21 protein-coding genes are annotated in these 19,744 nt (G+C 33.2%); 13 read left to right on the top strand and 8 right to left on the bottom strand.

The features are described 5' to 3' along the window. Nucleotides 1-18: 18 nt before the first annotated feature. The 11 genes from U6A24_RS18930 (at nucleotide 19) to U6A24_RS18880 (ending at nucleotide 10,003) form a co-directional block, all read left to right on the top strand. The gene (locus U6A24_RS18930; RefSeq protein WP_324181581.1) at nucleotides 19-2,172 is read left to right on the top strand and encodes a lantibiotic dehydratase family protein; all 2,154 of its coding nucleotides are present in this window, start codon (nucleotides 19-21) and stop codon (nucleotides 2,170-2,172) included. A 5-nt stretch (nucleotides 2,173-2,177) separates the two neighbouring features. Next, a complete protein-coding gene (locus U6A24_RS18925) occupies nucleotides 2,178-3,080 on the top strand; it encodes a thiopeptide-type bacteriocin biosynthesis protein (RefSeq protein ID WP_324181580.1) in 903 nt (300 codons plus the stop codon). A gap of 188 nt (nucleotides 3,081-3,268) precedes the next feature. After that, on the top strand, nucleotides 3,269-3,427 hold the full coding sequence (locus U6A24_RS18920; RefSeq protein ID WP_324181579.1) for a class I lanthipeptide: 159 nt from the start codon (nucleotides 3,269-3,271) through the stop codon (nucleotides 3,425-3,427). A 93-nt stretch (nucleotides 3,428-3,520) separates the two neighbouring features. Further along, nucleotides 3,521-3,679, top strand: a complete 159-nt coding sequence (locus U6A24_RS18915) for a class I lanthipeptide (RefSeq protein ID WP_324181578.1) — start codon at nucleotides 3,521-3,523, stop codon at nucleotides 3,677-3,679. A 95-nt stretch (nucleotides 3,680-3,774) separates the two neighbouring features. Then, the gene (locus U6A24_RS18910) at nucleotides 3,775-3,936 is read left to right on the top strand and encodes a class I lanthipeptide (protein WP_324181577.1); all 162 of its coding nucleotides are present in this window, start codon (nucleotides 3,775-3,777) and stop codon (nucleotides 3,934-3,936) included. A gap of 166 nt (nucleotides 3,937-4,102) precedes the next feature. Beyond that, nucleotides 4,103-5,296 (top strand): lanthionine synthetase LanC family protein, encoded by a 1,194-nt coding sequence (locus tag U6A24_RS18905; protein ID WP_324181576.1) that lies wholly within the window; start codon nucleotides 4,103-4,105, stop codon nucleotides 5,294-5,296. Between the two features lie 76 nt (nucleotides 5,297-5,372). After that, nucleotides 5,373-7,631 carry a peptidase domain-containing ABC transporter gene (locus U6A24_RS18900; protein WP_324181575.1) on the top strand — a complete coding sequence of 753 codons (2,259 nt, stop codon included), beginning with the start codon at nucleotides 5,373-5,375 and terminating at the stop codon, nucleotides 7,629-7,631. 21 nt (nucleotides 7,632-7,652) lie between these two features. Further along, a complete protein-coding gene (locus U6A24_RS18895) occupies nucleotides 7,653-8,957 on the top strand; it encodes an HlyD family secretion protein (protein WP_324181574.1) in 1,305 nt (434 codons plus the stop codon). A gap of 8 nt (nucleotides 8,958-8,965) precedes the next feature. Continuing rightward, nucleotides 8,966-9,151, top strand: coding sequence for a hypothetical protein (locus U6A24_RS18890; RefSeq protein ID WP_324181573.1), 186 nt, complete (start codon nucleotides 8,966-8,968; stop codon nucleotides 9,149-9,151). Nucleotides 9,152-9,163: 12 nt separating this feature from the next. Beyond that, nucleotides 9,164-9,334 (top strand): bacteriocin, encoded by a 171-nt coding sequence (locus U6A24_RS18885; protein ID WP_324181572.1) that lies wholly within the window; start codon nucleotides 9,164-9,166, stop codon nucleotides 9,332-9,334. 192 nt (nucleotides 9,335-9,526) lie between these two features. After that, nucleotides 9,527-10,003 carry a hypothetical protein gene (locus tag U6A24_RS18880; protein WP_324181571.1) on the top strand — a complete coding sequence of 159 codons (477 nt, stop codon included), beginning with the start codon at nucleotides 9,527-9,529 and terminating at the stop codon, nucleotides 10,001-10,003. Between the two features lie 60 nt (nucleotides 10,004-10,063). Here the strand turns inward: U6A24_RS18880 and U6A24_RS18875 are convergent, their stop codons facing one another. The 3 genes from U6A24_RS18875 to U6A24_RS18865 form a co-directional block, all read right to left on the bottom strand. Continuing rightward, nucleotides 10,064-10,240 carry a hypothetical protein gene (locus tag U6A24_RS18875; RefSeq protein ID WP_324181570.1) on the bottom strand — a complete coding sequence of 59 codons (177 nt, stop codon included), beginning with the start codon at nucleotides 10,238-10,240 and terminating at the stop codon, nucleotides 10,064-10,066. Between the two features lie 174 nt (nucleotides 10,241-10,414). Next, nucleotides 10,415-10,651 carry a class I lanthipeptide gene (locus tag U6A24_RS18870; RefSeq protein WP_324181569.1) on the bottom strand — a complete coding sequence of 79 codons (237 nt, stop codon included), beginning with the start codon at nucleotides 10,649-10,651 and terminating at the stop codon, nucleotides 10,415-10,417. Nucleotides 10,652-10,776: 125 nt separating this feature from the next. Then, entirely contained in the window at nucleotides 10,777-12,471 is a 1,695-nt protein-coding gene (locus U6A24_RS18865; protein WP_324181568.1) for a helix-turn-helix domain-containing protein, read from the bottom strand. A gap of 352 nt (nucleotides 12,472-12,823) precedes the next feature. Here U6A24_RS18865 and U6A24_RS18860 point away from each other — a divergent pair, with 352 nt between their 5' ends. Both U6A24_RS18860 and U6A24_RS18855 read left to right on the top strand, forming a co-directional pair. Then, on the top strand, nucleotides 12,824-13,813 hold the full coding sequence (locus U6A24_RS18860; protein ID WP_324181567.1) for a hypothetical protein: 990 nt from the start codon (nucleotides 12,824-12,826) through the stop codon (nucleotides 13,811-13,813). 285 nt (nucleotides 13,814-14,098) lie between these two features. Continuing rightward, complete coding sequence (locus U6A24_RS18855) at nucleotides 14,099-14,578, top strand: regulatory protein RecX (protein WP_324181566.1); 480 nt, start codon at nucleotides 14,099-14,101, stop codon at nucleotides 14,576-14,578. Nucleotides 14,579-14,587: 9 nt separating this feature from the next. Here U6A24_RS18855 and U6A24_RS18850 read toward each other — a convergent pair whose 3' ends face one another. From U6A24_RS18850 to U6A24_RS18830, 5 genes are all read right to left on the bottom strand, one after another. Then, nucleotides 14,588-15,454: a cupin-like domain-containing protein gene (locus U6A24_RS18850; protein ID WP_324181565.1), complete on the bottom strand. Its 867-nt coding sequence runs from the start codon at nucleotides 15,452-15,454 to the stop codon at nucleotides 14,588-14,590. A 52-nt stretch (nucleotides 15,455-15,506) separates the two neighbouring features. Then, the gene (gene bioB, locus U6A24_RS18845) at nucleotides 15,507-16,610 is read right to left on the bottom strand and encodes a biotin synthase BioB (protein ID WP_324181564.1); all 1,104 of its coding nucleotides are present in this window, start codon (nucleotides 16,608-16,610) and stop codon (nucleotides 15,507-15,509) included. Nucleotides 16,611-16,709: 99 nt separating this feature from the next. Next, a complete protein-coding gene (locus tag U6A24_RS18840) occupies nucleotides 16,710-17,879 on the bottom strand; it encodes a beta-ketoacyl synthase N-terminal-like domain-containing protein (protein WP_324181563.1) in 1,170 nt (389 codons plus the stop codon). Between the two features lie 82 nt (nucleotides 17,880-17,961). Further along, entirely contained in the window at nucleotides 17,962-18,666 is a 705-nt protein-coding gene (locus U6A24_RS18835; protein WP_324181562.1) for a LytR/AlgR family response regulator transcription factor, read from the bottom strand. Further along, complete coding sequence (locus U6A24_RS18830; RefSeq protein ID WP_324181561.1) at nucleotides 18,656-19,735, bottom strand: sensor histidine kinase; 1,080 nt, start codon at nucleotides 19,733-19,735, stop codon at nucleotides 18,656-18,658. The genes U6A24_RS18835 and U6A24_RS18830 overlap by 11 nt, the downstream gene beginning before the upstream one ends. Nucleotides 19,736-19,744 lie beyond the last annotated feature (9 nt).

The raw sequence follows: 19,744 nt of genomic DNA, 5'->3' as shown, positions 1-19,744 counted from the left end.
TAGATAAAACAATACGTCATGAACTCGAAACCACATTCTATACTAGAAAAATATATCTTAAGAACTCCGATTCTTTCGAGCGAGGTATTAGGTGATATCTCTTCAGAAAAAATCAAAGAAATTTGTAGTGACCCTATGGTTTCTGAAGCTATTTTCCTGGCCTCGCCAGAACTTCATGCCGAAATGCAAAAGTTTCTTACCGATGCAGATTATGACAATCCAAAATTAGAGCTGTCTTTACTAAAATACATCTCAAGAATGAGCTATCGGTGTACACCTTTTGGTTTGTTTGCAGGGATATCTGTAGGAGTGCTTAATGGAAAAACAAACATTCAGTTAAACGAGACAAATAAATACAAAAGAACCACCAGATTAGACATGAATTACTTGTGTTCGTTGGTTCAGGAACTTGAAAATATTAACGAAATACGCAATAATTTGGTGTATTTCCCAAACAATAGTCTTTACAAAATAGGAAGTAAATACCGTTATGTTGAATACGCATATAAAAATGCGGTAAGACATCATTATATGATTGCCATAGATGCTTCCTTGTACATAGGTAAGGTACTACAACTTGCAGAAAAAGGTGCAAAAATCAAAGATTTGGCTGAAGCCATAGTAGGACCCGAAATTAGTTTTGCCGATGCACAAAACTTCATCAATAATCTTATTGACAATCAGATCTTATTAAGTTCAATATCTCCTACCGTATCCGGAGGTGATTATCTGAATCATATTTCCGAAAATACTGGAGTAACCTGGTTAGAAGAAATAAAAAGACTTGTCAACCAATTGGATCAAACAGTATCGCACAAAAGCTTGGCCCCTTATCATGAAATCGTAACGTTCTTACGGCAGTTTGAAATTCCTTTTAACAAGAAATTCTTATTTCAAACCGATTTGGTAGCTACCACAAAATCAAATGAACTTGATGCTTCGGTTGCCAAAGATATTCAAAAGGGAATTTCGGTTCTTAACAAGTTAGCAGCACGCAATAAAAAACAAAAATTAGAAAGATTTAAAAAAGCTTTTTACAAAAGATATGAGGATGAAGAAGTGCCCCTTTCTATTGCACTAGATGTTGAAGCAGGAATCGGCTATGATCAAAATCACAAGGGTACTTTTGATGTTTGCCCATTAATTGACGACCTGCGTCTTTCGGGGGCACAGAAGGATAATAGTAATACATCATTTTATAGATACGACATGGGACAAGCAGCAACATTGATCCATAAAAAATTTGTAGAAGCCAAAGCAAACGACCGGTATGAGGTAGCGTTTAAAGATATGGATCTAGCAGACCTAAAAGAAAACTGGAAAGATCTGCCAAGTACCTTCCCGATAATGTGTTCGGTACTAGAAGATAATAACGCAACTCCAACCATTGCCATACATGATACGGGAGGACCTTCAGCAAGTTATTTATTGGGAAGATTTAGTCATACGGAGTCAGAAATTAAAGAGGTTCTTAATGAAATTGTAAAAAAAGAAGAAAAAGAAGATCGTATTCTGGCAGAAATTGTGCACTTGCCTGAAGCACGAACAGGAAACATCCTGTATCGAGATAATTTACGGAAACACGAGATTGCCTATTTGGCTCAAAGCAATTTACCAATCGAGCAACAAATTCATATCTCAGACCTATACATCTCTATACAAAATGATACTATCATATTACGATCAAAAAAACTAAACAAGTTTGTAGAACCTAGAATGGCAAACGCTCATAATTATGAAGATACTCCCGTACCGATCTATCAGTTTTTGGGAGACATGCAAACACAAAACTTATGCAGCACGATAAATTTTGATTGGGGTCCTAATTTATATGACGAGACATTTTACCCAAGAGTGCGATATAAAAATGTGATTCTTTCGGCTGCTAGATGGCGAATTAAAGAAAAAGATTTAAAACAAATAAAGGATCAAGCCAGCCTTCACAAATGGCAAGAAGAATTTAATATCCCGTCGATATTTCTGCTAACCGATTATGATAATGAACTTCTTATAAATCTTGAAAATGGAATAAGTCGCGAAATGTTTTTGGCAGAAATAAAAAACAAGAAAAGCATTTTGCTGAAAGAAAATTTATACAACGAGTTTGACTCGGCAGTAAAAAAAGGAAAGCAATCGTATAACAATGAATTTATATTCTCTCTTTATCAATAGAAATCATGTTAAAAAAAACGAGCAACATAAAACGAAAATTTATCATAGGCAGCGAATGGCTATCGTATAAAATATATATGGGAACCCAAACTACTGATACGTTTGTAAAAACTCAATTACCTGGCATACTCGCCAACCTAGAAAAAAGAGAATGCATTAATGATTGGTTCTTTATACGATATGCCGATCCCGATTTGCACCTTCGATTAAGGTTTCGGTTAAAAGATCCTCATAAAATAAGTGACATAACTAGTGCATTGTACCAGGTATTAGAACCTTTACTAGAAGACAGATTGATTCATAAAGTACAAATCGATACCTATTCTAGAGAATTAGAACGCTACGGCTACCATACCATAGAAGAATCTGAAGAACTATTTGGTATAAACAGCAACATGATAATATCTCTTTTGAACGCTATCAATGATGACGAAAACAAAAGATGGTTGTGGGGCATGAAAGCAATCGATGTATTATTAAATGAATTTGACTACAACCTGCAGGAAAAAAGAGACTTATTACTAGAACTTAAGACCGATTTTGGTAATGAATTTAGAGTAAACAAAGCGATTCGGAAGCAGCTTAGTATGAAGTTCAGAAAGTATAGAAAACATATAGTAGAGTTATTACATCAAGAATCCCAAAATGAAGTTGATATACAACTAAAAGGCTATTCGAAAGCCTATAACCAGATTGCAAAAAAAATAGCTCTAAAAACAGGACCCGGAAATTTTAAAAAACACAGCGATTATTTGATGTACAGCTACCTACATATGCATTGTAACAGATTGTTTCCATCCAAACAACGAATGAACGAATGGGTACTGTATGATCTATTGTACCAGCATTATTATAGCGAATATGCAAGAAAGAAAAAACAAAATGAGGTGATGAGAGTAGCAGTCTAGACCAAAAAGCAAGAAGTTGCTTTTTATAAGAGGCTATCCCGACGGGGGTAGGAAGTTGGGATAGTTCTCTAAAAATTATAAAAGGAACGAACCGAAAATACGTAATCAAAGTAGATAAATCAATTTGTAAGGAGGAAGCCGAAAATCCTTTATCAGAGTAGGCAAATCAATTTTTAAAACTATTTATCATGTTAGATTTAAACAAAAAAACAGTAGCGCACTTGAGCAATCAGGAAATGCAACAAGTAAACGGGGGACTTTGTATCAAAAGCACCAAAAAAGAATGTACTTGGCACCTTGAAATAAAGTTCAAAGTCGATGCTGGTCTAGGAAGTGCGGACGGATAGGCCTTAAACTATTCCAAAAAATCAATTTGTAAGGAGGAAGCCGAAAATCCTTTATCAACAGAGTAGGCAAATCAATTTTTAAAACTATTTATCATGTTAGATTTAAACAAAAAAACAGTAGCACACTTAAGCAATCAGGAAATGCAACAAGTAAACGGGGGACTTTGTATCAAAAGCACTAAAAAAGAATGTACTTGGCACCTTGAAATAAAGATCAAAATCGACGCTGGCTCAGGAAGCGCTAACGGGTAGATCTTAAACTATTCCAAAAAAAATCAATTTGTAAGGAGGAAGCCGAAAATCCTTTATCAACAGAGTAGGCAAATCAATTTTTAAAACTATTTATCATGTTAGATTTAAACAAAAAAACAGTAGCACATTTAAGTAATCAAGAAATGCAACAAGTAAACGGGGGACTTTGTATCAAAAGCACCAAAAAAGAATGTACTTGGCACCTTGAGATAAAAATCAAAATCGATGCTGGTTCAGGAAGCGCTGATGGCGCATAGGCCTTAAAAAGAAAAACTATCTTAACTCTAGGGTTAAGATAGTTTTATTCCAGTTTAAATCAATTTGTAAAGGATATTTTCAAACTATTTATCGATACTTTAAAAACTATTTATCTCCTTATACGACTGCAATATACAAAAAACTGAATAATTAAAATTTCATACAATGGAAACGACAGCGAAAATTTTGACAAAATTAGAAGATGTTCTCTATACAAAAGCTGAGAAAGTAAATCTTCCGATTATCGATGAAGATCTTGGGGTAATAATATTTTTTGCTACACTATATAATAATACAAAAGACGAATCTTATAAACAGAAAGCCTTACAGCTTTTTAATAAAACCGTAAAAGTATTTGCCGATCATGAGTTAAATTATAGTATGATACATGGTTTCGAAGGAATATTCTGGACCGTTAACTACCTATACGAATCTAATATCCTGGAAAATGAGGATATTCTAGCCAACCTTGAGCCCTATTTATTGGAATCTATAGAATATGATTTGCAAAATCATAACTACAACATACTTCATGGTTGTCTTGGAAAAATACAATATTACCTGTATTCAAAAAGCGTAGATCAGGAAAAAGCATCAAATGTTATAAATAGGGTAATACAATCTTTGTACAATAACAGAATTGAAGAAAACGGATCAATTAACTGGAAGGATTTACGATTAAAAACAGGATTAAACATTGGATTCTTCAACGGACACCCTGCGGTATTAAAATTCTTGGTACGATTAAAAGAATTTGGATATCAAAACGAGCAAATAGATGAAATGATCAACAAACTAGTTGATACCCTATTACAATCCATACAGCAACAAGACAAAAAAGTAACGATAAGGGGAAAACAAATTAAAGAAGGAGATCAATACTACAGTGTTATAGAATTACATGGAAATTTAACGTTGGCCTATAGCCTGTACTATACTGGTCTGGTTCTAAACCGAGAAGACTTAAAAGAAATAGCGTACCAATTAACATTGGAAGCATCTTCAAAAGATCCCAAAAACTCAGGAATCATGTATTTCGACCGTTATTCTTTTCAAGATGTAGGTATGAGTCATGGTTTGGGTGGTGTTACCTATTTATTATTTAAGCTCAATAATTGGATGAAGGATTCAAAAATTAAAGAAAACATAGCTGTTTGGGAAAAAGAATTCTTAAAAAACACCGATAAAATACTATCAATCGAAGAAAAAATCTTAATGCCAGAAATATTTCAAAAGGATCATAACGAATATCCTTATGACAAGTATAGCCTGTTAGACGGCATACTAGGGTCTGGTTTGGTAATATCATCGCTACACTATAACCAAGACAATTGGGGAAACTACTTGGCAATGTACTAACCTATATTCTATAGTAAACTATTTTATCAAGTATTTTCTATCTATCAAATTTTATAATCATCTGAATTCTAATACAATGAAAACTTTTCCTTTCTATAAGCAACCCGGAGCAAAAGATTGTGGACCAACCTGTTTACGAATTATAAGTAAACACCATGGTAAGGTAATACCACTAGAAACGATAAGAGGTTTAAGCCAAACATCTAGAACAGGAAGTTCTTTATTAGGTTTATCTGAAGGTGCTGAAAACTTAGGGTTTAAAACAATAGGAGTAAAAACGGACTACAAAACCTTTGCCGATGAGGTTCCTTTTCCTTGTATTGTACATTGGAGAAAGTATCACTTTGTGGTTGTATACAAAATTGAAAAGGATACAATATATGTTTCTGATCCTTCATATGGACTTATAGAATACAAAAAAGAAGAGTTCATCGAAGCCTGGATTGGTAATAATGCAAACGAAACCACTCAGGAAGGACTTGCGCTATTATTAGAAACTACCCCTAAGTTTTATGATACAGATTGGGAAAGCGCCAATGGCAAATCGGGGTTTTCATTTCTGTCGAGATACTTGTTTAAATACAAAAGCTTAATGGTTCAGCTTATGGTTGGGTTATTAGCGGGTAGTTTGCTTCAGCTTGTATTTCCTTTTTTAACACAAAGTATCGTCGATATTGGAATTCAAAATCAAGATATAGATTTTATATACCTCATTTTAGGTGCCCAAATAATGCTCTATCTGGGACAAATAAGTATTGAAGCAATTCGAGGTTGGATATTGCTACACTTAAGTACTCGAATTAATATTTCATTAGTCTCAGATTTCTTTATAAAGTTAATGAATCTACCCATCTCGTATTTTGACACAAGGATGACCGGAGATATCATGCAGCGTATTAATGATCATCAAAGGATAGAGAAATTGCTTACCAATTCTTCATTAAATACATTATTTTCTTTTTTCAATATTATAATTTTCAGCGCAGTACTTATCTATTACAATGTTAACATCTTTGGAATTTTTGCAATTGGTAGCGCATTACTAATAGGCTGGATTTTCTTCTTCCTTAAAAAGAGAAAAGAACTGGATTATAAGCGTTTTGCTCAGATGAGTGATGAACAAAGTAAAACGATAGAACTTATAGAAGGTATGCAAGAGATCAAATTGCATAATGCCGAAAAACAAAAGCGATGGGGATGGGAGTTTATTCAGATACGATTGTTTAAAGTAGCCACTCAAGGATTAACATTAGAACAAATGCAAACCATTGGTTCATCCTCTATTAATCAATTCAAAAATATACTTATCACCTTTACCGCTGCTTCTCTTGTATTAAGTGGAGAAATCACATTGGGAATGATGTTGTCCATACAATACATTATTGGTCAATTAAATGGTCCGATAACACAACTATTAGAATTTATTCAAGACACACAAGATGCAAAAATTAGTTTGGAACGATTAAAAGAGATTCATGATAAAAAAGATGAAGAAAATGTAGACGAGGCCAAAGTATTTGATATACCCACAAATGAAGACATAGAAGTAGAAGATTTTACCTTCAGATATGTAGGTGCCTCGGACCCTGTGATAGAAAACATGAGCCTTACTATTCCTCGTAACAAAACTACGGCTATTGTAGGGGCTTCAGGAAGTGGAAAAACTACGTTAATGAAATCATTGATGCGGTTTTATAAGCCCAACAAAGGCTCCATCAAATTAGGAGATCAAAACTTTGAAAATATATCGCAAAAGGCATGGAGAAATCGATGTGGTGTAGTAATGCAGGATGGATATATTTTTAATGACACTATTGCCAACAATATAGCATTAGGAGAGACCGAAATTGACAAAGAAAGACTTCTTAAAGCCGTAGAGGTTTCAAACATCAAAACATTTATTGAATCATTACCACTAAGTTATAATACAGAAATTGGGAATGAAGGTGTAGGAATTAGTGGTGGAGAAAAACAACGCCTATTAATTGCTCGTGCAGTCTACAAAAATCCGGACTTCATATTTTTTGATGAAGCTACCAGTGCCCTAGATGCGAAAAATGAAAAAATAATTATGGAGAATCTAAATTCATTCTTTGAAGGAAGAACTGCTGTAGTTATTGCGCATAGGCTAAGCACAGTAAAAAACGCAGATCAAATCGTTGTTCTTGACAAAGGAAAAATTGTCGAAAAAGGAACACATCATGAATTGGTTGCTTTAAGAGGATCGTATTATGAACTCGTAAAAAATCAGCTAGATCTTGAGCGATTAAACAAGAAAAAACAGGTAATCATTGAAAAACCAAAAACTAACGGGGTAAAGGTTGTAACGGCCTAAAACTTTATAAACCTAAACATTATGTCTGTTAAAAACGAAAATACATTACAAGATTTTGAGCTACGCTCGGAAGAAGTTCAGGAAATTTTAAGCACGCCTCCTAGCTGGATGGCAAGATGGGGAATTACTGTAGTTTTCTTTATCCTTTTGCTTATTGTTGGTGCGAGTTGTATTGTAGAATATCCTGATGTAGTCACATCGAACATTACAATTACTACAGAAGTCCCTGTAGAAAAAATTGAAGCCAAAAGTAGCGGTCGTATTGTGCATCTATTGGTTCGAGATCAACAAGAAGTTAAACACGGGCAAATTCTCGCTGTAATTGAAAATACTGCAGATTTCAAAGATTTTTTAATGTTGAAAAATATTGTCGACACCCTAGAATTGAACTATCAGAATTTTGAATTCCCTATTGAAAAAACCGAGCACCTTTCTTTAGGAGAACTAGAACAAGATTACGCATTATTCGAGAAATCATATACCGATTTTATTCTTAATAAAAACCTCAAACCATTTTCTATCGAAACATTATCCGGGCAGCAAACTTTATCTGAGTTAAATGGTCGAATTAAAGTGCTGAAAACTCAAAGAGACCTAGAAAAAAAAGAACTTGAAGTGAGAGAAAAAGATTTAGAACGTACAAAATCCTTGTACAAAAAAGGGGTGATTTCTAAAGTTGAATTTGAAAATAAAGAATTAGAATACCTCCAGGCAAGACGTAACTATGAAAACACAAAAATTAATATGTCTCAGATTCAGGAATCCAAAAACAATACAAAAAGAGGAATTCAAGGATCTAATATTAACAAAATACAAAATGATACTAAGTACTTAAAAGAAGTAATCTCCTCTTATAAGCAATTAAAACGTTCAATAAAACAATGGGAGCAAGCATATTTATTAGTAGCATCCATAGATGGTAAAGTTAGTTTTCAAAAGTTTTGGGGTAAAAATCAATTTGTAAATGAGGGCGACGATGTATTAACAATATTACCTTCAAAATCAACTTTGGTAGGAAAAATAACCACCTCTGCTATCAATACAGGAAAAATTAAATCAGACCAAAATGTTCTAATAAAACTAGATGGATATCCTTATCAGGAGTTTGGAATGATTAAGGGTGAAGTAATAAGTATGTCTTTATCCCCAGATAACGAAGGGAACTATTACATCGAGGTAGATCTACCCAAAGATTTACAAACAACTTACGGAAAAGAATTAGCATTTAATAGAGAAATGCGTGGTACTGCAGGCATTGTTACCGAAGACCTTAAAGTAATCGAACGCGTTTTTTATCAATTTAGAAACATATTTAAATACAATTAAAACAAAAAATGACCAGTTTAAATCAATTTGAAGCTATTAAAATTAGCGAATTAAAATCGATCAAAGGAGGTCAATTGGCACCTCAACCTGACAATTTGAGTACGTTACCAATAATACCCTTTGGTGACCCACAGGATGGGGATGTTGATTCAACTCCGAAGAACCTATTTTCAAACTTTAACATTCACTTTTAAATTAAAAACAAAATGAAAAATTTAACAACACTTTCAAATCAAGAACTACAAAAGGTTAACGGAGGAAACAATTATTATGATGATGGTAATGGAGGATGCATTCGTACTTCTGGGCCAAAACCAATTATCGTTATAAAACCTACTACAGGGCCAACTTTTCCAGGTCCTGAGACTCAGTTCTAAGAAACTTAACTAGGTTATAAATAAGCATAGGGGAAAGATGTAAGATAGCTAAAAACCATCGATATCGGGGTAAAGGTGTCAGGGTTTCTGTGCTAACATGGAGTTCAGTGAGTTCAGATTCCCCTATGTATTATTACACAGGGGAATCATTTTTTTTGAGCTGAAACTATGTAACCTATTAACTAACCAATCATGAAAGATCAGAAAAAACTACTTCAAAACATTGTAAAAAAATTAGAAGGGATGAGTAAAATCGAAGCATACGAGTTTACTCATAAACTTGAAACTCTTTTATTCTATGCCAACAATCCTTTGGATACTGAAGACCTACTGCAAATAATCTCTTCAGATTTTGATACAAATGACGAGGTAGACCCCTTTCATTTTACCATACTGCCCAATGGCAATTTTTGTGAATTCAAAGGGGCTAATAGTTGGCTTCATATTTATAAGGAGAATAACCGAATACTTCCTAACTGGCCCATATTCGAAACTTATTATTTTAAAACCAAATACGCACCTCTAGAGCTTTTAAAGCTTACTAAAAAGAACTTGTTGGAAAATGTAAAGGGCACTGAAGAAGAATTAAAAATTTGGAGTTTTTTAGAAAAAAACAATCTTGCAACGAAGGATCCTGCCACTAATAGATTATTACTATTGAAGGTATAAAAAAAATCCAGCTTTTACGAAGCTGGATTTTTTTATGCATACTGCATTGAAACTATAATATTAATCTTTATTAGTATCGCAATCATTTAAATTAGTGGGTTGAGTAGGTCTACTTGTTCCGGGACCAGTAGCATCACTTATGTCAGTCTTACCTCCAATAATAGATCTTAAATTTCCTAGTTCAGCAATTTTTATTTTCTCTAAACCTAATTTTCCTGTAACTAATTTTTTCTTCATTTATATTACTTTATTTTGTTTTTCTGATCACAAATATAATGCAAAATAAGATCTGGTTAACTTTAAACTATTGTTATTAATCCTTTAGATTAGAATACTAACATGTAAGGTGCTTAAAAACAAAAAACCCTGCTTCATAAAAGCTGGATTTTTTATATCATTTAGCCTATCTAATTAAAGATTGAATGCTAAACAATTATTATTATCACTATACCTTTGAGTAGGTCTACTAGTCTGCGTCTGTGTTGGAGCAATTCCTGTTAATGTACATACACCTTCTGAAGGTCCCAATGGCGGTGGGCCAACTAGAATGCAATGATCATTACCCCCTCTAATTGATTCAATATTTGATAACCTAGCAATAGTTAATTTTTCTAAGCTTAGTTTCCGCGCGATTGTTCTTTTTTTCATTTATGTTGTTTTAGTTTTCCGGGAACAAACATAAATAGAATACTTCTTAAATATAGCTTTTTTGTTTAATTATCAGTCCGTTTTCTAGAATAGCTGTTTTTAAATAACTGATATATATATAAAAATTACGAATTTTGCTGTTTTTCTAGTTCCCTGATAAAATATGAAGGCTGTATTCCTTTTATTTTGTAAAAAGATTTAGAAAAAGCATCTGTAGAGTTAAAACCAATTTCTCTTGCAATTGCTTTGACTGTATAATTCATAAACTTCTTATCTGTCTTCAGTTTTTCTATGCAATAATCAATTCTTAGTTCATTGATATACATACTAAAATTTTTGTTCCGATAATGATTAACAACTCTAGATAAATATTTTGAGTTCGTATTCATTTTTTTTGCCAAATCATTAGTCACAATATTGGGTTTTAGAAATCCCTGGTTGGCTTCAAATTTTTCCAACTCACTTAAAATCCCATTCACTATTTCTTCAGAAATTCCTAGCGAATTACTCTCTTTCGAATTCATCTTTTTGGTAACAGTTTTCTTTTCAGAAGAATTTGAATTATATAATTCATCAAACCTCCTTTTGTAAGTTACTCTCTTTTTGTAATTAAACCCCAAAAAAACTAACGATATCAAACTCAAAATAGCTAATACAACAATCGTAAGGAATGATGATTTTTTTTCCGTCTTTAAGGAATCTATAATTTCTTGTTTTTCTGAAAGTAATCTAGGGGTATCATAGTTCTGGACAACATTTTTAATTAAGTACTTATAGTTACTGTTTAAAATACTGTCCACTCTTATTAGTCTTTCAATATACTTAAGCTGATTATCCTTGTCACCATTTTTTTTGTAATGACTAATTAATACCTCATAGCTTTCTCGACTTTCGGGTATTATCTGTGGAATTTCTTGAATTATTTCATCCACCCTTTTATGTTCTTCAATCGCTTCCTCCTGAAAACCTAATACTGATAATGTTTTACCTAGGTAGAAATGCGCTTGTCCTAAATTTGCCTTTTCTCCGATTGACTTCAGTTCAACAATTGATTTACTTAAACTATCCTTAGCGGCAACATAATTTCCTTTGCTATACTGGTTTATCCCTTCATTAAGCGTAAAAAAATATTCATATTTTTCATTTTCAAATAGTATAGATTCCATGTAACCCAGTTTGTTAATATAGGTAGCAGAATCTAACACCTTATTAAAATTATACGATTCTGATAATGCAAAAAGAGTCTCCAAATATTCTACCGGAGCTCTTTCCTTATATTTTGAATAGAACCTTAGACATTCTCTTAAAGTCACTAAGGCAGTCTCATTTTCTCCTAGTATTGCCTTTAGTATCCCAATATTTTTCTTACTTGAGTACGATAAAAATAGATTATCATACTTTTCTGCCTCCTCATGTACTTTTAAGAAATAATCAAATGCTTTTTTAAAATCTCCCTCATTATAATAAAATGTAGCTTTGTTCAAATATGCAAAAGTAGGATAGAATTCAGAGTTTATATTTTTAGAAATAGCAATAATACTATCACAATACTTTTGAGCCACTTCACTTTTGCTAATGCTAGATAAAAAATAATATCCATCAGCAATTTTTATAGTATCATGATCCAATTTTGCTTTAGATAGATATTTGTTGGCATAGGTTCTTGATACAACAGAATCTTGTTCATTAGCATAGAATTGATCTGCGAGAAATTGATAACTTTTTTCTTTTGAAGAGTCTTGTTTTTTTTGGTAAGCAACTACATCTTGACTACTAAGAAGTAAAAAAATGATTCCTACATAAAAACTTCTATACATCATTCTCTTTAATTTTTATGAAGCTCATGATTAAACAATATTGGTTTCATTATCATTAAATACTAAAAATCGGCATTGAACAGCTGTCAAATATACTACTTTCTAATTTTAGTTAAAATTTTGTGAAATTTATTTTAATATGTTGATTGTCAGTTTTTTAATTCACAAACTTGAACCCGTAATTCTTAGAATTTCAGCCATGTTTTCTAGAATGCCGGTAATGACCATTTGCATTAACGGCTTAATCAAAAATATATTTGCCCCGATCAAAAACAATTGTTACGTAACGAAAAAAGGGGATGCTGAAAACCAAAAAGAGTAAGCAAAAATATAACATCGCAAAAAATAAATTAAAATGAAAAAATATATTTCAAAATCGGTTAGTATAATGATCTTATCACTATTTGTATTAGGGCATACAAGTTGTGAAAAAGAAGAAGTAAAAGATGAGCCTAGCCAAAATTCACAAGAACTTCTTTTAAGCAAACTAAACAGTTTCAATAAAAACTATCAACAAAATGTAATCGATAAACAGCCAAAACAGGATCTTGATTTAGATAAAGGGTGTGGTTTTTGGTGTAAGTTTGGTAAAGTTGTAGTTGTTGCTGGTGCTGATATTGTTGGTGCTGGTGCTGGTGCAAAAGCAGTACAAGGTGTTGCTGCTGGGGTAGGTCTTGCAACTGGAGGCACAGGCTATGCAGTAACAGTGGGTGTAGCCGCTACAATAACGGGAGCGGCTGCCTCTATAGCGGCGGCTGACAAAGTTAATCAATCTATAGCATTAGCTCCAGAGGAATTTGGTGAAACATTAACTATTTCAGATGCACAACCTCTACCTGCAGATTTTTTAATATTAAATGATGTTGGAACTAACCATAATGAATTAATTGCCAATTACTACAAGAATATAGAGCCATTAAAATTAAAATCATTTAATGGAAACTCTCTATCTACATATGAGGCATTACTACCTCAAACAAATACTTTAGTTTCTGCTGAATACTTAGAGCAAAGCTCACAAATTCTTGAATCGCCAGAGTTTATAGCGCTCAATAATGATATTCAAAATTCTGTTGAAAAATATGTGGATGGAGAGTTTAATATGGACTCATTCATTCAGGATCTTTCTAATAAAAATCACATTAACGAAGAAATGGCATCAATATTTGAGTACTTTTTTGACATCTACAATAACTCAGAAAATGTAAACAACGTAAATGATATTGCAGATTTTTATATCGAAGCCGTGAATAGCTCTAATTTAAGCCAATCTGATAAAGAAGCTTTAATTTCGGCATTTTCTGTTGCTACTCAAAGCCCAACTTTTTGGTCCAATCAAAATTAAATATGCGTAACTTGATATGCGAGTTATGTTCTATTCTGCTTTTTGGATTCATATTATATATTTTAGGAGGTATAAATTTTTCTTCCGAGTCATCTATAATTCCAATACTAGCAATAATTGTAACACTTATATTTCAAGTTTATGCACATGTTAAAAACAAGAAGTAAATAAAAAAACAAGGTCGTCTCCAAAAGAGACGACCTTGTTTTTTTTATCTCTTTATTAATAATAAATTGTTGAAAGTGATCATTTAAATAAGACAAAAAGGTTTCTATCTTTGTTTTGATGTATCAAAACGCTCGACAATCAATTACTTTTACCGAGGCTCTCAAAAAACTTGAGCGTTACTGTGCTTACCAGGAACGTTGCCATAAAGAAGTCGAGGACAAACTTAAAACAATGAAGTTGATCCCCGAGGCACGAGAAAAGATCATTTTACATCTACTTGAGCATAATTTTCTTAATGAAGAACGGTTTGCCCAGAATTTTGCCCGAGGAAAATTCCGAATTAAAAAGTGGGGAAAACAACGAATCCTTAGAGAACTAAACTACCGAGGTATTTCTAAATACAATATTAAAACCGCACTTAAAGAAATCCCTGAAGAGGATTATCTTGAAACGTTTCATGATTTGGCCGAAAGAAAATACGCAACTATAAGGAATCTGGATAAACACAAAAAACGAAAAAAACTTACCGATTACTTGTTATATCGCGGTTGGGAAACTCATCTCGTTTTTGAAAAGGTAGGTGAACTTATACAGTAAAGTTTTACCTCAAACATTATTTGTCTTATTCGTTCTACGTATCGCTTCAGTATTTTTGTACTCTATCCATTTTTGTCCTCTCATCTTGCGCATAAAATTGTCAAAATGCCTCATGAAAAAGACATTATATGTTGCCTTGGCAAAATTGCTCATTTTCTTTGGAACCGAACGAATACTCATTGAAAAACCCGGAGTAAGATAGGTCATCTGATGCCAGTATCCTTCTGGCATATACAGGGTCTCACCATGTTTCAGGTTTGTTATATATCCTTTTGCTTTTTTTAATGCGGGCCATTTCTCGATATCAGGATTAGTAAAATCAATCTCCTGGTGAGATATTAATGCATGAGGAACCTTATAAAGGTATTTTGTCTCTGAAGGAGGAAATAAAATACATTGCTTCTCACCATGAAAATGGAAGTGAAAAATATTAGCAAAATCTATATCATAATGCATGAACACTTTCGATCCACTACCTCCAAAAAACAAAAATGGAAGTCTTTTCATGAACTTTAATCCAATATTTGGATATCTAAAATCTTTCTGAAGTTTTGGTACTTCCTTAAGTAAATTATATAAAAAAATACGGTAATTGGTAGACCCCTCGTTGAGCAAATCGATGTATTCACTCATTTTCATACTAGTATGCGGTTCGTTAAATTTACGTTCTGAAGTTATGGGCCTATCATCGTATAAAGGAACTGTTTTGTCTCCTGCTAATTCATTAATATAATCGAGGTTCCATTTTTGATACGCCGGCCAATCCTCGATTAAGTGTTCTATTACTACAGGTTTTTGCAAAGCAACATACTCCCTAAGAAATTTTTCTTTGGTAATCGTTGGTACGCGCTGTATTTGCTCTAAATTTAATCCCACGTATTATGAAAACAATTTAAAACGAAAACTGTCAAAGATACTTGTTATATACTTACTTGTCTGCAGCAACTTTTTTGGCCTTTTGCTTGGCAGCCTCATTTCTATCAATAATATGTTCTGGTCTTGACCACTTTGGCTTTTCACCTAGAGATTCGAATTGTGAATCTGCTGCCTCTACAGTCTCTGGCTGAGCCTTTTTCACAAAAGGTTTTTGTGGCTGTAACCCTAGCAACTTAAACATCTCCATATCCTCATTTACATCTGGATTTGGTGTTGTAAGAAGTTTATCTCCTGCAAAAATAGAATTGGCACCAGCAAAGAAACACATTGCTTGTCCCTCTCTATTCATTTCGGTTCTTCCTGCAGATAATCTTACTTGCGTATTGGGCATAACAATTCGAGTAGTGGCTACCATTCTAATCATGTCCCAAATGGGTACTGGCTTTTCTTCTTCCATTGGTGTTCCCTCAACCGCAACCAATGCATTAATTGGCACAGATTCTGGCTGTGGGTTTAGTTTTGATAAGGCCACCAACATTCCTGCACGATCCTCTACATTTTCACCCATACCAATAATCCCACCACTACAAACAGTAACATTAGTTTTACGAACGTTATCTATAGTTTTTAAGCGATCTTCATATCCTCGAGTAGAGATTACTTCTTTATAATATTCTTCAGAAGTATCTAAATTATGGTTATAAGCATATAAACCAGCTTCTGCAAGACGTTGGGCTTGATTTTCGGTAATCATTCCCAAAGTACAACATACTTCCATATCAAGCTTATTGATTGTACGCACCATTTCCAAAACATCTTCAAATTCCTGACCATCTTTTACATTTCGCCATGCAGCTCCCATACATACCCTAGAACTTCCCGAAGCTTTGGCACGTAAAGCTTGGGCTTTTACTTGTTGTACACTCATAAGGTCATTACCCTCAATATCTGTGTGATATCTCGCAGCTTGCGGGCAGTATCCACAATCTTCTGGGCATCCTCCCGTTTTTATAGATAATAAAGTTGATACCTGTACTGTATTTGGATCATGAAATTGACGATGAATTGTTGCCGCTTCATATAATAAATCCATCATGGGTTTATTATAGATCTCCAAAATTTCTTCCTTTGTCCAATCGTGTCGTATAATGCTCATAAAAAAGATGTGTAAGTCTTCAAAAGTAATTGTTTATAATCAAAAAACACAAAATAGAAACGCCAAATTGATCGTTTTTTATTGTTGTTGTTCTTGCTATTAGTTTTTCTTAGGTTTTTCTAGCAATATGCTCACGGCATTCCCTCCAAAACCAACAGCGTTTACTATAATATTGTTTATTCTTTTTATTCTCTTCTCTGTCTTTATAAACGGAACAGCAATAAACTCATTGTATTTCAGCATTAAAATTGCAAGTTCAATACTAAGCATACCGCTGGCTCCAAAAGTATGTCCTATCTTCCACTTATTTGTGGTTAATGCTGGTACATGATCTCCAAAAACAGCTTTGATAGCATTATATTCTGAAAGATCTCCCTTTATGGTACCTGGGGCATGCATTACAATGGCATCAACTTCCTGAATCGGAGTGTCTTTTAATGCCATTTTCATCGATTTTTGAAAGCAATCGGCATCTGTTGATATAGATATGTTATGTTTCAATGGTTCTGTTGCATATCCAATTCCTCGTACTAGTGCCAGGGCATTTTCTTTATTTCCTTTTTCTAAACACGCCACAGCAGCCCCTTCGCCCAAAAACATTGAGTTCAAATTTTTGTCCAAATTCATAGCTTGACAAGGATACCTGGATGTCGTATCGGTGTTATAAATCTTTAAGGCTTTCATTTGTGCAATTGTGAAAGGCGTTAACGGAGCTTCGCTACCACCGACCAAAAATTTATCTGTCAAACCAGATTGCAACCACGCTACTCCATTTAACAAGGCATGCAATGCTGTAGAACATGTGATCGAATGGCTTATATCCGGCCCATCATTGCGTAAATCATGAGCTATCCATGACGATATATTTCCCAACGTTGTTGTTGGCGAACTTAATGTAGAAGATTTTCCTTGAGAGAGAAATTCTTTATGGTACTTCTCAAAAAGCCTAGTTGCTCCTCGAGATGAACCAATGTTGATTCCAAAACTACGATCATCATTCCACTTTGCATTTATAACTGCTTGTCGTGCGGCATAAATTCCGTAAAGAACAGAGTCATCCAATGATTTATAGTGCTGATTTTCTTCCCTAAGTTTGGAAATAACTTGTTTCCCTTCAGAAGAAATCTCGGCAACCAAAGTCTTTTCATTATTAAAATCTTTGAAAGAAGTACAATGAGAATCTTCTTTGTATTTTTTCCAGATTTCTACATTGGAAATTCCTAATGGAGAGATTGAAGAGATGCCCGTAATGGATATTATTTGTTGCAATTGGAAAATTTTGACAAATGTAGGGGTTTAGCAGAGTTTTTCAATACTTTTATGAAATACAAACCTCTTTATTTAAAAAAATTTAGCGTTTTATTCTTAATTTACTGTAAACCTTTTCCTTATAGCTAACTCCAATCGGAATTTCAATATCTCCCAACTCGATATCATTATGAGTGTATGCCGTAATTTTATTTAAATTGATAATATAGGATCTGTGAATTCTCAAAAAAGAATCGCTATCTAACTCTTTTTCTATATCGCTTATTTTATATTTTGCGGTAATTTGCTTCTGAGTCAAATGAAATTTGATATAATCTTTTATACTTTCTAAATAAAGTATTTCATTCAAGATGACTTTATGATATTTGTTTCCAGCTTTTACCAAAAGTTGTTGTTCATCTTTTAATACAGAAATATTTTTGTTATGGATTGTTTTCTCCCTGGAAAATCGTTCTACTGCCCTAAAAAAACGCTCAAAAGTGATTGGTTTTAACAAATAGTCCAAGATATCCAGGTCGTAGCCTTCTATCGCAAAATCACGGTATGCCGTAGTGATTATTGTTTTTGGGGGATGTTTTAAAGTTTTAAGAAATTCGAATCCTGTAATATTGGGCATTTTAATATCCAGAAACATTAGATCTATAGGTTCTTTTTTCAGTATATCCAGTGCTTGTATGGCATTGTTGCATTTTGCAACAATATCAAAAGATTCGATTTTAGAAATATGTTTCTCTAATAATCTTAGTGCCAAAGGCTCATCATCTACAAGTAAACATCTAGTTTTCATCTTGAGTACTAATTTTTAAGCAAACCACAAACAGGTTTTCTTCGGTATTATCTATTGCCAAAGTATATTGATCGGGGTATAACAAATCTAATTGTTTGGTGATATTCTCTAGACCTATTTTTTTTCTTGATTTATCTATTGTTATAGTTTGAATTGTATTTGAAATTTCGAACAAAAACAACTCGTTCTGATATGCTATTTTTATATCGATTCTTGGTGCGCCACTATCTTCTCCCGCTCCATGCTTAAATGCGTTTTCTACAAAAGAAAGTAATAAAAGAGGAGCAATTTCAATATCCCGTTCTATGTCTTTTTTAAAGGTTAACTGTAACCGGTCATCATATCTTAGTTTTTCTAGCTCAATATAACTCTCTAACATTCTAATCTCTTCATAGAGCGATACGTATTTTTCTGAACATCGATAAAGTATATAATCCAAAATTTCTGACAATCGTTCTATAGAAAATGCAGTTTTTGGAGAATTATCTACCGCTAAGGCATAAATATTATTAAGTGTATTAAATAAAAAATGAGGGTTTAGCTGAGATTTTAAGATACGTAACTCGGACTCAACTTTTTCTTTTTTGAGAGTTAATTCCTTTTGTTTAGTTTTTGTATAATGAACAAATAATTTTAAAAAAAGAAATGCCATTACTACCAGAAGCACAGGGGGCACATACTCAATTAATAATTTCTTCCAGTCCAGAATAATTTCTAATATCGGTTCTTTTACAAATGGACCTTTTCTGAGTAAAGGTTCTGAAATATATATAATTAAAACCCTGGCAAAGACACTTGCCAAATAAAACAACACAACGCTATATAAAACATAAGGCCACTTTGATTTTGAAACTATATATTTAGGAACTAAATAATAGGCCAAAGTATACGAAACCACGAGTTGTGGCAGTAATAAACACAACTGTCTTACCAATGAAGAAATCAAGGAATGCTCATCTAATATTCTATCCCTGGTAATAAAGCTCAACACAATAAAAAGCCAGAAAACTATATGTTTATTCCAGTTAGAAGTATCCAGGTTCTCCTCTATTTTTCCTATCCAGTTCAAAATGTTACC

The sequence above is a fragment of the Aquimarina gracilis genome (assembly GCF_035285365.1).
In the GTDB taxonomy this organism is placed as follows: Bacteria; Bacteroidota; Bacteroidia; order Flavobacteriales; family Flavobacteriaceae; genus Aquimarina; species Aquimarina gracilis.
This window is presented reverse-complemented; position numbering and strand designations above follow the sequence as displayed.